We start from the raw sequence: 14,472 nt of genomic DNA, 5'->3' as shown, positions 1-14,472 counted from the left end.
GCTCCCGGGCTACCGGCTGGAGTCGTCCAGGATCACATTCAGCTGCGGCGGGCCGTGGAACGGCCAGCCGATGGCTTCGGCCGGCTGCTCGGGATCGATCGCGATGTTCGGGAACGCGGAGAAGAGCTCTTCCAGGCCGACGCGGCCGATCTGCGGGGCGATGGCGCTGCCGAGGCAACTGTGTCGACCATTGCCGAATGCAAGGTGCGCGTGGCTGTCGCGATCGATGTCGTAGAGCTCGGGATGCTCGAACGTGTTGCTGTCATGATTCGCGGAGCCGTAGACGAGACGAATCGTGTCGCCCTTCTTGAGCGGAACTCCATGGACCACCATGTCGTGCTTGGCGCTGCGCGTCGGTCCGGCCCACAGCGGAGCAATCCAGCGGAGCCCTTCGGCGATGGCCTTGGGCACCAGGCTCTTGTCGGCGATCACACGCTTGAGTTGGTCCGGATTGGTCGTGAGACCGAGGAAAGTGTTGCCGAGGGCATGACCCGGCTCCTGCAGCCCGCCCAGCAGCACCACGAGCATCGAGGGGAGGATGTCGTCGATGGTCCACGGTGTGCCATCCGGCGCGTCCACCTTCACCCATCGGGCGATGACACTGTCGGGCTCTTCGGGGTCATCCTTGGACCGCAGCTCGAGATACTCGCGGATCTCGTCGCGGGTCTGGTTCGCGGCATCGAAGCCCGCAGGGTTCGCGAATGAACCGTCCTCGTTCGTCGCCGTGTTGATGGCGCCGGACTTGAGCGAGTGGAACCAATGACGAAGCGTTTCCGTAGGAACATCGAAGAACCCGTAGGAGTCCGCGACGCATCGCACGCCGATCGGCTCGAAGTAGTCCGCCATCAGTTCGGCGCGACCATTCTGGCCGCGCAGCTGCTCGATCAGCTCCTTCGCGGTCGGCCGCATGCGTGACTCGATCTGGCTCCGGATCGCGCGCGCACTCACCGGCGCACCCATCCGGTGGGGGGGGTCATGGGGTGAGTCCGCCGGCGGTGAGGAGCATGCGGAGGCGGTAGTTCTCGCGGTTGCGATAGCCGCGGGCGAGGCGGCGGTGGAGCTCGATGATCCCGTTGATCGCCTCGGTGCCGCCGTTGTTCGCGCGGCTCGTGGTGAAGTACGCCAGGAACGCTGAACGCCAGCGGCGGAGGGTGCGGCCGAGGCGGGCGATCTCGGGGATCGGGCAGGTGTGGAACGTGTCGACCACCCTCTCGGCGATCCGCCGCCCCTCGGTCAGGTCCTTCGCGTGGTAGGCAGAGCGCAGCTGCTGTGCGCACTGCCACGCGACGAACACCTCGTCGTGCGCAGGATCGGCCTCGATTGCCGCGGTCAGCCGGATCCGCTGCTTGTCGGTGAGGTTCTCGGCCCCGGCACGGAGGATGGTCTGAATCCCGTAGAGCGGGTCGCCCTTCCGACCGCGATGCCCGAGGGTGTCTTGCTGGACGCGGCGGCGGACCTCGTCGACGGCGGCGGTGCCGAGCTTGACGACATGGAACGCGTCCAGCACAGCGACCGCGTCTTCGAGCGTGCCATCGATCGCAGTCTTGTAGCCCGCGAACGGGTCCAGCGCCGCCACCTTCACGTTCTTTCGGAACGCTTCGCCCCGCTCGCTGAGCCAGGACGCGTATGCCTTCCCCGATCTGCCCGGCACGAGGTCGAGCAGCCTGGCCCGCGTCTTCCCGGTGCTGTCGCGGCTGAGGTCGACCATGCCGGTCAGTTCCTTCGGGCCCCGCTTGCGGTGGTCGACGTGATGCCAGATGTGCTCGTCGACGCCGAGCGTGGTCACGTTCTCGAACCGGGACTCGTCGGCTGCCAACCGCACCAGTTCAGGCTCAACAGCCCGCCACACCGTCTTCCACGATGTCCCGAGCTGACGACGTAGTCCTTCGATCGTGGCGTGCTCGCGGCGCAGCTGCCCGATCGCCCAGTCGACGGCTCGCCTTGTGAGCGACCCGCGCCGAGCGACCAGCGAGGGAAGCTGCTCCACGAACGTCTTCTTGGCACAGCCCACGTCGCCGCATCGCCAGACCCGTTGCCGCCAGACGATCCGCACCCGCGTCACGCCCGGCACGTCATGCAACACTCGACGGCGGCGCCCTCGACCGATCGCCACGACCCCGCACAACGGGCACCCGGTCGGCGCCGCCGGTGTCGAAACGGTGACGATCAGCAGCCCGTCGCGGCGGTCAACGTGCTCGACATGGACGCCGTCGAGACCGACCAGCAGATCGCAGCGGTAACACGGATCAGCGGCAGAGCGCGCGTCAGCGCACCCCGAAGTAGGGTGAAGCACGTCGAGGTCCTCGTGATGGATCAGCAGTTGGCGCTACTGATCCTCGGGGACCTCGACCCCTACCCGCCGACCATCACCCGGCGAGCCTCACCCCCACCGCATGTCCGAAGAGCCCCCAATTCCCTTGGTCACCCCGGTGTGAACCATGCACCCCGGGCGGGCCATCCCCGTATCGGTGCACACCGTGCGTAGCGAGCTTTCCCGGAATCTCCTTGTGTCCTGGCGTTAACACGGGTGTCGTAGCATCGCATTAGCACCGCGACCACTCCTGAGAGTTGCACCCGGGATGAGGTGAATGCATCGTGACGGCACCGGGGTATGAGTTCAGCGTCTGGGAGCGCTACGCCACCGAGTTCACACTGGCTTTCGGTGACAATCCGTCGCGCATCCGGGCGGTGCGGGTGGCCTACTTCGAGCACGAGTTCGATGTGGACTTGATTGCGCAGCTCAGCGGTTTTCCTGTTTGGAGAATCCGACAGGCGTTGTCCCAGGGACTTCCACAGGCGAGCTGAAGAATCGTCGACCAGAGTCCCAGAACTGCTCGCCCATCTACCATCCCCTTGCGGGCACTGCGCGGTGAGGGGACGTCAGCGTGCGACGGTTCGGCCCGGGCGCGATGTCTCCCCTTTCACGTCTGAGTGGCCATCGGTCTGATCGGGCCATGAGCAGGATCAGTTTCGCGCGTCGCCCCCGCCCTCTGGTTCCGCGCTGCGGGCGTCATCGTCGTGGCAGGCTTCTTCGCGTCGTTGGTTACCGGTGTCTGCTGCCCCGGCGCCCCCGCCAGCGGAACATCGACGTGCGGAACGTTCGAGCGCTTGACCGCCGGGATCGACAGATCACGTGGCTCTGGCTCGCACGGACGGTCATCGTAGGCGCCATCGCGGCGCTCGAGGTGGGCGTCTTCGGTCGAGTCACCCTTGGCCGACTTCCTTGCGGGCATGGCACTGTTCGGGAGCTCGAGCGGACGCAGGGAGGTCATGAAATTGCCTTTCGCGGATAGCGGAGGCGATGAACGCTGCGTTCACCTATGGTTGGGGTCGTGGTCGCATTGCGCCCATACGATGTGCGGCGAACCCGAAAGGTGATCACCGGCTACATGAACTCGCCCCTCAACGAGCCGCCGCTCGGCGGAACCATCGACCACATCCTCTCGATCCTGCCGTCGCTCGTACCGAGCGCGCAGCGCGTCGCCCGCATCTGCGCCGAGCGACCCCACGACGTGGTCGACATGTCGGGCGCCGACCTCGCCGAAGCCGCCAACACGTCGCCGGCCACCGTCAGCCGCACCGCCCAGGCGCTGGGGCTGCGCAGCTTTCAGCACCTGCGCATGCTGCTCGTGCGTGACCTCGCCGCCGACGCCACCGCCGCGCCCGACGCACCCGCCGGCACCGAGGGCTTTCTGCGGTGGCTGGCCGAGGGGCGGGTGGGATGCTGCAGACCGCGCTCGCCTCGATCGACCCGGTCGCGTTCGACGCCGCTGCCGACGCCATCGCCCGCGCGCCGCGCCTGCTGATCTCGGGCACCGGCGCCTCGCACGCCGCCGCCCAGGCGTCGGCCGTCGCGTTCGCCGTCAACGGCCGGCCCTGCGAAGCGCCCGCTGACGGCGTGGTCGCCCACCTCACCGCCCGCGTGCTCGCCCCCGGTGATGTGTGCCTCATCGTCAGCTCGAGTGGCGCCAACTCGGTGACCCTCGCGGTTGCGGACGCCGCCGTCGACGCCGGCGCCACCGTGATCGGGGTCACGAGCTTCGCCCGTACCCCGCTCACCACCCGCGCCGACCACCTGCTCGTCGCCGGTGCGCGCTTCCAGGCGTGGGATCAAGGCATTCTCGGCAGCGGGCTCGTACAGCTGCTCGTGCTCAACGCCCTGCAGATCGCCGTCGCCGACCGCATGAGCGACGCCGCCGACCGCGCGCGCCTCGCGGTGCGCGAAGAGGTGCTCGACATCGTCGCCGACGACGGCTCCGACGCCGAGGCATCCGACGTGCCAGACGTTAACGACCACGGCGATGGGCGTTGACACTCCGTTTGCAGGAAATTCACTTTCCTCGATTGCAATAGCTCTGCAAGCGGATTTCGCGGGAAGGCCCCGGTTCGTCAGGTCGCTTGCAGAAGGCGACTCATGGGAACGATCCAGCTCTCTGGTGTCGGTCGCTCCTTCAAGAGCACCGCCGCCGTCAGTGATATCGACCTGATCATCGAAGACGGCGGGTTCGTCGTCTTGCTCGGCCCCTCGGGCTGCGGCAAGACCACCCTGCTGCGCATGATCGCCGGCCTGCTCGAGCCCACGGCCGGCCGCATCCACCTCGACGGCGACGACATCACCGACCTCCCGTCGAAGAAGCGCGACCTCGCGATGGTCTTCCAGAGCTACGCGCTCTACCCGCACCTGAGCGTGCGCAAGAACCTCGCGTTCCCGCTCAAGACGCAGCGCCTCGGCGCCGCCGAGATCGCGACCCGCGTGCAGGAGGTCGCCGACAGCCTCGAGATCGGCCACCTGCTCGACCGCAAGCCCAAAGAGCTCTCGGGCGGGCAGCGCCAGCGCGTCGCCGTCGGCCGCGCCCTCGTGCGCAACCCCAAGGCGTTCCTGATGGACGAGCCGCTGTCGAACCTCGACGCGAAGCTGCGCACCCAGACCCGCCACGAGCTCACCGCCCTGCACCGGCGCCTCGGCGCCACGTTCGTCTACGTCACCCACGACCAGGTCGAAGCCATGACCATGGCGACGAAAATCGTGGTGCTCAACGCCGGCCGCATCGAGCAGTACGGCACCCCCGAGCAGGTGTACGACCGGCCCGAGTCGGTGTTCGTCGCCGGCTTCCTCGGCAGCCCGGCCATGAACCTCGTCGACGCCCGCATCGTCACGATCGACGGCAGCATCGCCGTCACCGCCGACGGCATCGCCGGCGGCCTGTGGCCGGGAGACGTGCCCGACCTCGATGTCGTGCTCGGCGTGCGGCCCGAGAAGCTCACGATCGCGTCTGCGCACGCGGCATCCGACACCCGGGGCGTGCGCATCGCCGGCCGCATCGACCTGGTCGAGAACCTCGGCGGTGAGCAGATCGTCACGTGCCTCGTCGCCGGGCGCGAGGTCTACGTGCGCACCTCGCGCGAGGTCATCGCCACCCCCGGCGACGACATCGTGCTCACCGCCGCGCCCGAGAACGTGCACCTGTTCGACCGGGCCTCGGGCCGCCGGCTCGAGTGGGTCGCCGATGCACCCGTGGCCGACCCGGCCGCGCACGAGCTCGTCACCGCCTGAGCCGCCTTCCCTCCCTTCGTTCTGCCCCTCACCCCTACCCAGGAGAAATCATGAACACCCGTGCCCGTCGCGCCGTCTTCGCCACCGCGGCGATCGTCGGCGCCGCCGCCCTCGCCGGATGCGCCGGCTCTGCCGCAGGCAGCGCGCCCGCGGCATCCGGCTCGCTCACCGAGCTGACCGACGACCAGCAGGTCGAGATCGTCTTCGAGTCGTACAACCTCGCGAACGTCGGCACCTGGTCGGATGCCATCAACCAGCTGCTGGACGAGTTCATGGACGAGAACCCGAACATTACCGTCGTCGGCCAGCCCAGCCCGTCGACCAGCACCGCCGCGAGCGTGCAGCAGCAGCTGCTCGCCGGGCAAGCGCCCGACATCGCGCAGCTGACCTTCAACGAGCTCGACTTCGCCGCCACCACCCTCGGCGCGCAGAACCTCAGCACCCTCGTGGGCGACGAGGGCCTCGCCGATCAGTTCGGGGGCGACTACCCCTACCACGAGCGCGCCGCCGTGCTCGCCGACTGGGACGACGCCACCTACGGCCTGCCCTACGTCTTCTCGACTCCCATCCTGTGGATCAACGAAGACCAGTTCACCGCCGCAGGCCTCGACCCCGAGACCGTCGATCTGTCGACGTGGGATGCTGTCGCCGACGCCGCCGCGCAGATCACCGAGTCCACCGGTGCCCCCTCGATGAGCGCGTCGTGCGTGATCACCGGCGGCAGCTGGTGCATGCAGGGCCTCTTCCTCTCGAACGGCGCCCAGGTGCTGAGCGATGACCGCACGACGATCGAGTTCGGCTCGGACGCCGCGATCGATACGGTCGCGACCTTCACCGAGATGTACGAGGACGGCGTGCTCACCAACGAGGACTTCACCAGCCAGTACGAGGCGTTCGCGCAGGGGAAGACCGCGATCCACGTCAACAGCTCGGCCGTGCAGGGCGCGTTCATGATGGGCGCCGAGGCCGGTGGCTGGACCCTCGACGCTCACACCCTGCCCGCGTTCGGAGACCAGGCGGTCGTGCCCACCAACTCGGGCTCGTTCCTCGCGATGTTCGCCACCGACCCCGCCAAGCAGGCCGCCGCGTGGGAGCTCATGCAGTTCATGACCAGCCCCCGCGCCTACGAGATCATCTCGACCCAGATCGGGTACCTACCGCTGCGCAGCAGCATGGCCGACGAGGGCGGACCGCTCTATGACTGGGTCGAAGCCAACCCGCTCGTGAAGCCCAACCTCGAGCAGCTCGACGCGCTCGAGCCGTGGGTGTCGTACCCCGGCGACAGCTACGCCCAGGTCGACCAGGTGCTCGCCACCGCCATCGAAGACGCGGTCTTCTACGGCGCCGACCCGGCCGCCACTATGACCGAGGCCGCCGAGCGCGCGCAGGGGCTGATCGAATGACCATCGACCTCGACCTGACGCCTTCGGCGACGGATGCCGCGGCCGCTTCGTCGCCGGATGCCGCGACCGCGGCGCCTCGTGAGCGTCGCCACGCCGTGGCCGGCCTCTACAACCTGCGCGACACCGGCGGCTACCGTGCAGCCGGCGGCACCAGCCGGTGGGGCAAGCTGCTGCGGTCAGATGCTCTGCACCGCATCGACGCGACCGGTCGCGACCGGCTGGCCGAGATCGGCGTCGCCCACATCATCGACCTGCGCGGCGGCGACGAGCGCGCCACAGCGCCGAGCGCGGTCGACGGGCTCGAGGTCACCGTGCACCACCTGCCCGTGTTCGACGACGCCGACCCGGCCGCGCAGGCCACCACGCACGTCGGACTCGTGCCCGTCTACGACCACATCGTCGACGAGCGCGGGGCGCAGCTGGTCGACGCGATCCGGGTGATCATCGCGGCTGACGACGACGACGCGGTGCTCGTGCACTGCACCGCCGGCAAAGACCGCACCGGTCTCGTCGTGGCCTTCGCGCTCGCCGCCGCCGGGGTCGACCGCGACGACGTCGTGGCCGACTACGCCGCCACCGCCGAGAACCTGCGCGGCGAGTGGTCAGACGCGATGACCGCCGTCTTCGAACAGCGCGGCATCGAACTGACCGCGGGAATGGTCGAACTCATCACCGAGAGCCCCGCCGAGGTGCTCGAGGCGCTGCTCGAGCGCATCGACCGCGAGCACGGGTCGATCAGCGCCTACCTCCTCGCCCACGGACTCACCCCCACCGAGCTCGAGCGTCTCACCGCCGTGATCATCGACCCCGCCGCCACCGCGGTCTGATCGGAAGGAACACACACCATGTCGCACATCGCGAGCCAGCATCCCGCTCCCGAGCACTTCATCCTGCATGTCTCTGACACCCACTTCGTGGGCGACGGCGACCTGCTGCACGAGCGCATCGACAGTGACAAGAACCTCGCAGAGCTGTTCGACGGCTTCACCAAGGCCAACGCCCGCCCCGAAGCGATCGTGTTCACCGGCGACCTCGCCGACACCGGCCGCCCCGACGCCTACGAGCGCCTGCGGGCCATCGTCGAGCCCGCCGCCGAGAAGCTCGGTGCCCAGGTGATCTGGGTGATGGGCAATCACGACGAGCGCGTCGCGTTCCGCCGCGGCCTGCTCGACGAGGAGGCCGACCAGTCCGAGCCCGTCGACCGCGTCTACGACGTCAACGGTCTGCGCATCATCGCGCTCGACTCGACGGTGCCCGGGCAGCACCACGGCGAGATCAGCGACGAGCAGTTGGCGTGGCTGCGCCGCGAGCTCGAAGTCCCCGCGCCCGACGGCACCCTCATCGCGCTGCACCACCCGCCCGTGCCGAGCCCGATCGGGCTCATCGCCCTGGTCGAGCTGCGCGACCAGGAGCGCCTCGCCGAGGTCATCCGGGGCACCGACGTGCGCGGCATCCTGGGCGGTCACCTGCACTACTCGACCACCAGCACGTTCGCGGGCGTGCCCGTGTCGGTCGCGTCGGCGACCTGCTACACGCAGGACCTCGCCGTCGCCTACCCCGGTGCCCGCGGCCAGGACGGCGGCCAGTCCTACAACCTCGTGCACGTCTACGGCGACCGGGTGCTGCACTCCGTCGTGCCGATCGGGCAGTTCCCGACCGTCTACGAGATGACTCCCGAGATGCTCGAGGCGTTCATGAACATGACCCCCGACGAGCAGCTCGCCGCCGTCAACGCGTCGGCGGGAGAGTAGTCAGCCCATGTTCGTCACCGTCTCCGCTCCCTCGGCCGCCGCTGCGCCGGCCGAGGGAGCGGGCGCGGCTCCGGCCGAGGCATCCGCGCCCGTCGTGCGCCGCTCGCGCTTTCGGCCCCAGAGCCTGCTGCCCTACCTGTATGTGCTGCCGGGCACCGCGTTCCTCATCCTCTGGACCTACAGTCCCCTCGCCCAGACGTTCGGCCTGTCGTTCTACGACTGGAACCTGCTGCCCACAAGCCCCAAGACGTTCGTCGGCGGGTCGAACTACGCCGAGGTGCTGGCGCTGCCCGAGCTGCACACCGCGCTGCTGAACACCGTCGTCTACATCGCCGCGTTCTTCGTCTTCTCGCTCGTGCTGCCGATCGCGATCGCCGTCATGTCACGGCAGGTGCGGGGGCGAATGCGCACCTTCTATCAGGCGCTGATCTTCGTGCCGTTCCTCATCACCCCCGTCGCCACCAGCGCCGTGTGGCGGTGGCTGTTCGCCGAGCAGGGGGCATTCGCCACCGTGCTCGCGCACTTCGGCGTCGACATGCCGAACGTCTTCCGCGACCCCGACCTCGCCATCTGGGCCGTCATCGTCATCGTCGGGTGGCAGATGCTGGGCTTCGGCGTGCTCGTGATCGCCGCCGGCTTCGCCGGCATCAGCCCCGAATACGGTCAAGCCGCCGCACTCGACGGTGCCGGCGCCGGCCGCATCTTCGGACGCATCACCTTGCCGCTGCTCTCACCGACCCTGGTCTTCCTGTCGCTCATGACGATCCTCCTCGCCGCGCAGTGGACCTACCCGATCATCGACCTGCTCACCCAGGGCGGGCCCACCAACTCAACCACGAACATCTACTACCTGCTGTACCAGTTCGGGTTCCAGAACTTCGACGTGGGCATCTCGTCGGCGGCCGGGGTGATCTTCTTCGTCGGGTTCGGCGTGATCGCACTCATCTTCCTCGAGCTGCAGGAGCGGCTCAGCTTCTACGACAACTAGGACCACCCATGTCATTCGTCACCGTCACCGGGCCGGCGCTCGCCGCCGACACCGTGCTGCACAAGGGCGCTCGCGTGCGGGCGGCTTCCGCTTCGGCGGAAGATGTCGCCGTGGCATCCCGCACCCGCCTCGGCACCATCGCCGGCCACGTCGTGCTGATCATGCTCGCGCTGTTCAGTGTCTTCCCCGTGTACTGGATGTTCGCCACCGCCTTCCGCGCCCCCGAGAACGCGCTCGACCAGACGCTGCTGCCCTGGCCGCTCAGCCTCGAGAACTTCGCCTACGTGTGGAACACCATCCCCATCGGCAACATGCTGTGGAACACCTTCGCGATGTCGATCATGCTCGCCGTGGCGCAGCTGCTCATCGCCGTGCTCGCCGCCTACGGGTTCGCCATGTGGGACTTCCGCGGGCGCAAGCTGCTCATGTTCCTCTTCATCGGGTCGTGGCTCGTGCCGTTCCAGGTCACGATGATCCCCAACTATGTGCTCGTGTCGCAGATGGGCCTGCTCGGCACCGTCGGGGGCGTCGTGATCCCCCAGCTCGCCGGAGCCTTCGCCGTGCTGCTCATGGTGCAGCACATGCGCGCCTTCCCCCGCGAGCTGATCGAAGCCGCACACCTCGACGGGCGCTCGAGCTGGGCCACGCTCTGGACCGTCGTCGTGCCCAACATGAAGCCGGCGCTCGCCGCGCTCGGGATCATGGCGTTCATCTCGGCGTGGAACGAATACCTCTGGCCGACGCTCATCATGCGCCAGGGCGATGCACTCATCCAGGTCGGCGTGCGCAGCTTCTTGAGCGCCGAGGCAAACAACTGGGGCGCGACGATGGCCGCCGCCGGGCTCGCCTGCGTGCCCGTGCTGCTCATCTACGTGTTCCTCCAGCGATACGTCGTCGACGCCTTCGTGCGATCAGGACTCAAGTGAGGCACCGTCCCTACGGCTGAACTGACCAAGCCACCCAAAGCAGCGACGTCTTGCACCGATCCCCTTGCGGGCGACGAACGCAAGCGGGAGGTCGCGGGCGATCTTCCGGGCGTCGTCAAGCGTGCCCCTACTCGTTGACTTCCCATGGCTGGCCGAAGCTGGCGCCGCGTACGACCGACCAAGCTTCTACCGCGCGCTCGCACGAGTCAATCGTCGCCCCACAGTCCCGTCACGTAGTAGTCCTCTGCGTCGGTGTAGATCGAATCGCCGACCCGCTCTTCAACGTTCGGGAGTCCGGCGAGCTCATCGGATGCGCCGTCGAGAACCAACTCATATACGGAGCACTGCAGAAGGACCGGGACTAGCGTCACCTCATGTACGGCGTACTCGTGCTCCGGAGCACCGTCGTCGTCGTATTCGACGTGCAGGCTTCCCTCGTCGCGCGCCCGGACGTGCGTTAGCCAGGGTCGTTGTCAAGGGGGGATGCAGACGACGGCTGTCAGCGCATTGTTGATCTGGAGGTACTGATGATCACCGCAGATCAACAAAGGCTGGTGTTCGAGCCGCTCGGCCAGGGCGCCTGGCGGCTGTGCGACGCCGGCATCGACGAAGCAAGCGCCGAGCGCTTGATCGCCTACGTGGAGCGCGCGGCGAGCGGCGGGTACGAGGCGATCTGGATGCGGCCGGGTCTGCGAGCCAGCCATCACGCGACGCGCGAAGACGTTCGACTGACTGCCATGGCGCAGCGGAGCGGGAAGGTCGCCTCGACGCGTTCGAAGCCGATCCCGATCCCGCATCTCACACCGCTGCAGTCCCCGCTAGCCCGAGGACTCCCCGGCGCCAACTGACGAGCCGCACCCATCGCAATGGCGCGGGCCTGCGACTGGGCTCGGGGTCGCGCTTCTGAGTTGAAGCCGCCGCCCACTGTTGTGGAGGCGCGGGCACTCGCATTGAACCGATCGCACGGCACCGCGTTAGACCAACACAGCTGTCCGGTTGGCTGTCGGCTCGGGCATCAGGTACATGCCCTCACCCCATGACCCCCACCGAATGTCCGAAGAGCCACTCAAGGGCCTGAGCCCGGTGCAATACCGGACCCAGGCCCTTGCCGCTTAGGACCTAAACTCTCAATTGGCCAGTCCAACTTCTGGGGACCAGTTCAAGGGGCGGGCGCTCAGAAGAAGCCGGAGGGGTCAGAGTTGCTGGCCGATGCCGATCAGCCAGTTCATCCACGCGACACCGGCCCCGGCCAGGACTGCGCCGCCGAGGGAGACCAGCACCCCGACGCGGCCCTTGGAAGCGGCGGCATAGTTGCCGGTGCTCGATGAGACCGCCCAGATGATCGCCGAGACGATCAGCATCAGTACCGCGATCACGAGGGCGAACATCAGCAACGCCCCGACGACCTCTCGTAGATCGCCGATGCCGGCCAGTCCGTCGAAGTCGGGAAACACGTTCATCACGCACCCGCTACTTCACCGTGACGTGGAGATGGTCGTAGTGCCCACCCGTCACGTTGTCGGGGTCGTGCATCCCGCCGCCGTTGTATGGACGCCAGCCCTCGGCGTCGCGCGAGAGCGACCAGATTTTGCCTTGCCAGATCAGGTACTCGACGCCGAGCGTTTCGGCGTGGGTCTGCATCCACTCGGTGACTTGCCCGCCGTAGTCGAGCTGCTCAGCCGTCGGGTACTGGCCGATCGCGTTGCCGAACGTCAGATCGCACGCACGCCCCAGGGGATGCTCCGATTGGGTGCCGGGCCGGGGTGAGTAGCAGCCCCAGCCGGTGTCGGGGAACTGGGCGATGGTCTGCTCGTACAGGTGCAGCATCCGGGCGGTGATCTGCCCGGTCGAAGCCGGGTCGTCGACCAGCCGGTTCGGGTCGTCGCCGTCGAACGGTGCCGGGTCACCGGCCAAGCTGGTCGTGTTCGTGCAGCCGTTCGGCGGCCCGACTGCGGCTTCGGGGAGGTCGGCGGCGTTGTGCTGGTTCAGCCATGCGGCAGGGTCGATGTACTCCCCGTTGGTGCCGCCGTCACGAACCTCGAAATGCAGATGAGGCCCCGTGCTCATGCCCGAGGAACCGACGTCGGCGATGTGCTGCCCGGCACGCACTCGATCGCCCACCGAGACGTGAATGCCGTGCTGCCAGCTGTGCGCGTACGCGGTCGCCACGGTGCGCCCGTCGATGCGGTGCTCGATCACGACCAGGCCGCCGTACCCGCCGGAGAACTCGGCAACGGTGACCGTGCCGGAGGCGGCGGCGAGGATCGGGGTGCCGTCTGGGGCGGCGAAGTCCGCGCCCGTGTGGAAGCTCTGTTCCCCGGTGATCGGGTGGATGCGCGGCCCGAACGGGTCAGTGGCGATCCAGGTGCCCTCCGGGAGCGGGAACACCACGAGTGATGACTCCGCGACCTCAGCGAGCACAACAACAGGCAGGGCCGCCGGTGCCGGGGTGACCGGGCCACCCGCTCCGGTGAGCGTGCCCAGGATGGTGAGCGCGACCGGCTCGTAGTTGTTGTACCTATCGGGGTAGGCCGAGACTTCGACGGCCTGAGCCGCCTCGCCCTTGCCCATCTGCTGCCAGCCGGGAATGTCGAGCAAGCCACGCGGACTCGGGTAGTTGGGGCCGTCCGGCCCGCCGTAGAACGCTCTCGCCTGATAATCGGAGCTCATGAGTTCGGCGACGCTGCCCCACCCGGACTGCGGGCGCATCTGGAACAACCCGAGCGAGTCGTGGTCTGAGCCGTCTCCGTCGTTCGGATAGTCGGCGCTCTCGGGGTACGCCGAGGTGTTCGACAGCATCCGCAGGCTGGATTCGGTCAGGGCTGCCATGAGCGCGATCTGGATGCCGTCGCGCCCCACCCCGTCGATGCCGGAACCGATCTCGATGATGGTGGCCGCGTGCGTGAGTTGCTGCCGGTTGAGCGTGATGGTCTCGCCGTTCGCGGTGGTCGCGGTGAGCGAGTCGGGAATGTTCCCCACGGTGATGCCGGTGCCGTCAATGGTGCATTCGGCGTTCGCGGCGGGGTTCATCAGCACGCCGATCGCCAGCAGGCCGACGAACGGGCCGAGCAGGAGCAGCAGGGTGAGGGCGATGACTGCTTTCTTCATCGTCATGGCCTCCGTCTCAGCGCAGCGGCTGGTCGAGCATCGACAGGCGCAGCAGGTAGCACGACGGCACCGCACCGGTATCCGGTGCGCTGGTCTCGCTCTGGCTGCCGGTCGGTGGGTCGTCGGGCGGGCAGGCGAGGAAGATCGTGAACGCCACCGGGTGCTCAGAAGTCACGGGTTCGTCGTTCCAGATGCCCGTGCGGTGCCGCGTGCCCTCGATCGTGATAGCGGTCGCCCCGACCGGGAGTTGGCCGGGCCGGGCCTGCTCGACCGCTTGCGCCCACTGCTCGGGCACATAAGCATCGGTGATCGTCAGGTGCTGGCTCGTGCTGTATTGCCCCAGCTCGACCCAGGCGTCACGGCTGGGCAGGTAGGAGGCGATGTCGGAGGCCAGCCCTGCCTGCTCGTTTCCGGTCGGGTCACCCACGTCCAGCAGCACGGCGGTGTAGTCCAGCGGCAGGAACCCGCTGGTGGTATCCCAGGTGAACAGCGCGTGCGCGGCCTGGCGTGCGAACTCTTCGGGGTCGGTCGACGGAGTGATGTAGGGCAGGCGCGGAGTCGGCTGATCGGGGTCGATGCGCATCGGGGTCGGTGGCCCGTCGGGTCTCGGGTCGGCGTCGTTCGGGCCGGTCACCAGACCGTAGACGCCGATCGCAGCCAGGACGAGGAACGCGACCCCGGCGCAGACAAGGGAGACCAATCGGCGGCGGGTGCGGGCGGGGTCATCGGGAGTCGTGTTCAT

Annotated in this window: 16 protein-coding genes; 10 read left to right on the top strand and 6 right to left on the bottom strand. The window is 68.1% G+C overall.

Annotated elements, in window-relative coordinates; translation table 11 throughout:
* Positions 1-9: 9 nt before the first annotated feature.
* Together AB0P08_RS16860 and AB0P08_RS16855 are read right to left on the bottom strand one after the other, a co-directional pair.
* Entirely contained in the window at positions 10-948 is a 939-nt protein-coding gene (locus AB0P08_RS16860) for a cytochrome P450 (RefSeq protein ID WP_181365679.1), read from the bottom strand.
* Positions 949-973: 25 nt separating this feature from the next.
* Positions 974-2,293, bottom strand: a complete 1,320-nt coding sequence (locus AB0P08_RS16855) for an ISL3 family transposase (protein WP_522722888.1) — start codon at positions 2,291-2,293, stop codon at positions 974-976.
* A gap of 302 nt (positions 2,294-2,595) precedes the next feature.
* Here AB0P08_RS16855 and AB0P08_RS16850 point away from each other — a divergent pair, with 302 nt between their 5' ends.
* Positions 2,596-2,805 carry a hypothetical protein gene (locus AB0P08_RS16850; RefSeq protein ID WP_045245741.1) on the top strand — a complete coding sequence of 70 codons (210 nt, stop codon included), beginning with the start codon at positions 2,596-2,598 and terminating at the stop codon, positions 2,803-2,805.
* A 116-nt stretch (positions 2,806-2,921) separates the two neighbouring features.
* Here the strand turns inward: AB0P08_RS16850 and AB0P08_RS16845 are convergent, their stop codons facing one another.
* Positions 2,922-3,272 carry a hypothetical protein gene (locus AB0P08_RS16845; RefSeq protein ID WP_005052795.1) on the bottom strand — a complete coding sequence of 117 codons (351 nt, stop codon included), beginning with the start codon at positions 3,270-3,272 and terminating at the stop codon, positions 2,922-2,924.
* Between the two features lie 60 nt (positions 3,273-3,332).
* Between AB0P08_RS16845 and AB0P08_RS16840 the strand changes: the two genes are divergently transcribed.
* The 9 genes from AB0P08_RS16840 to AB0P08_RS16800 all read left to right on the top strand — a co-directional run bounded on the left by AB0P08_RS16840 (position 3,333) and on the right by AB0P08_RS16800 (position 11,470).
* Positions 3,333-3,806, top strand: a complete 474-nt coding sequence (locus AB0P08_RS16840) for a MurR/RpiR family transcriptional regulator (protein ID WP_164743636.1) — start codon at positions 3,333-3,335, stop codon at positions 3,804-3,806.
* Positions 3,722-4,312: an SIS domain-containing protein gene (locus AB0P08_RS16835; RefSeq protein ID WP_280571741.1), complete on the top strand. Its 591-nt coding sequence runs from the start codon at positions 3,722-3,724 to the stop codon at positions 4,310-4,312. Before AB0P08_RS16840 ends, AB0P08_RS16835 begins: the two co-directional genes overlap by 85 nt.
* 102 nt (positions 4,313-4,414) lie before the next feature.
* A complete protein-coding gene (locus AB0P08_RS16830) occupies positions 4,415-5,554 on the top strand; it encodes an ABC transporter ATP-binding protein (RefSeq protein WP_062637296.1) in 1,140 nt (379 codons plus the stop codon).
* A 50-nt stretch (positions 5,555-5,604) separates the two neighbouring features.
* A complete protein-coding gene (locus AB0P08_RS16825) occupies positions 5,605-6,957 on the top strand; it encodes an extracellular solute-binding protein (RefSeq protein WP_280567048.1) in 1,353 nt (450 codons plus the stop codon).
* On the top strand, positions 6,954-7,784 hold the full coding sequence (locus AB0P08_RS16820; RefSeq protein ID WP_005052798.1) for a tyrosine-protein phosphatase: 831 nt from the start codon (positions 6,954-6,956) through the stop codon (positions 7,782-7,784). The genes AB0P08_RS16825 and AB0P08_RS16820 overlap by 4 nt, the downstream gene beginning before the upstream one ends.
* An 18-nt stretch (positions 7,785-7,802) precedes the next feature.
* Positions 7,803-8,708, top strand: coding sequence for a phosphodiesterase (locus AB0P08_RS16815; RefSeq protein ID WP_005052799.1), 906 nt, complete (start codon positions 7,803-7,805; stop codon positions 8,706-8,708).
* A 7-nt stretch (positions 8,709-8,715) separates the two neighbouring features.
* Complete coding sequence (locus tag AB0P08_RS16810) at positions 8,716-9,696, top strand: carbohydrate ABC transporter permease (protein ID WP_062637302.1); 981 nt, start codon at positions 8,716-8,718, stop codon at positions 9,694-9,696.
* 8 nt (positions 9,697-9,704) lie between these two features.
* Positions 9,705-10,622 (top strand): carbohydrate ABC transporter permease, encoded by a 918-nt coding sequence (locus AB0P08_RS16805; RefSeq protein WP_280567041.1) that lies wholly within the window; start codon positions 9,705-9,707, stop codon positions 10,620-10,622.
* A 527-nt stretch (positions 10,623-11,149) separates the two neighbouring features.
* Positions 11,150-11,470 (top strand): hypothetical protein, encoded by a 321-nt coding sequence (locus tag AB0P08_RS16800; RefSeq protein WP_090586853.1) that lies wholly within the window; start codon positions 11,150-11,152, stop codon positions 11,468-11,470.
* Between the two features lie 345 nt (positions 11,471-11,815).
* Here the strand turns inward: AB0P08_RS16800 and AB0P08_RS16795 are convergent, their stop codons facing one another.
* Genes AB0P08_RS16795 through AB0P08_RS16785 form a run of 3 tightly spaced genes read right to left on the bottom strand, consistent with a single transcriptional unit; the run spans position 11,816 to position 14,472 of the window.
* A complete protein-coding gene (locus AB0P08_RS16795) occupies positions 11,816-12,082 on the bottom strand; it encodes a DUF6112 family protein (protein ID WP_183622372.1) in 267 nt (88 codons plus the stop codon).
* Between the two features lie 10 nt (positions 12,083-12,092).
* On the bottom strand, positions 12,093-13,730 hold the full coding sequence (locus AB0P08_RS16790; protein ID WP_280567059.1) for a M23 family metallopeptidase: 1,638 nt from the start codon (positions 13,728-13,730) through the stop codon (positions 12,093-12,095).
* A gap of 16 nt (positions 13,731-13,746) precedes the next feature.
* Positions 13,747-14,472 carry a hypothetical protein gene (locus AB0P08_RS16785; RefSeq protein WP_280567036.1) on the bottom strand — a complete coding sequence of 242 codons (726 nt, stop codon included), beginning with the start codon at positions 14,470-14,472 and terminating at the stop codon, positions 13,747-13,749.

It is taken from the genome of Microbacterium meiriae (genome assembly GCF_040686935.1).
GTDB classification, from domain to species: domain Bacteria; phylum Actinomycetota; class Actinomycetes; order Actinomycetales; family Microbacteriaceae; genus Microbacterium; species Microbacterium meiriae.
Note: the sequence above shows the minus strand (reverse complement) of the source record. Positions and strands in the feature narration are given on the sequence as shown.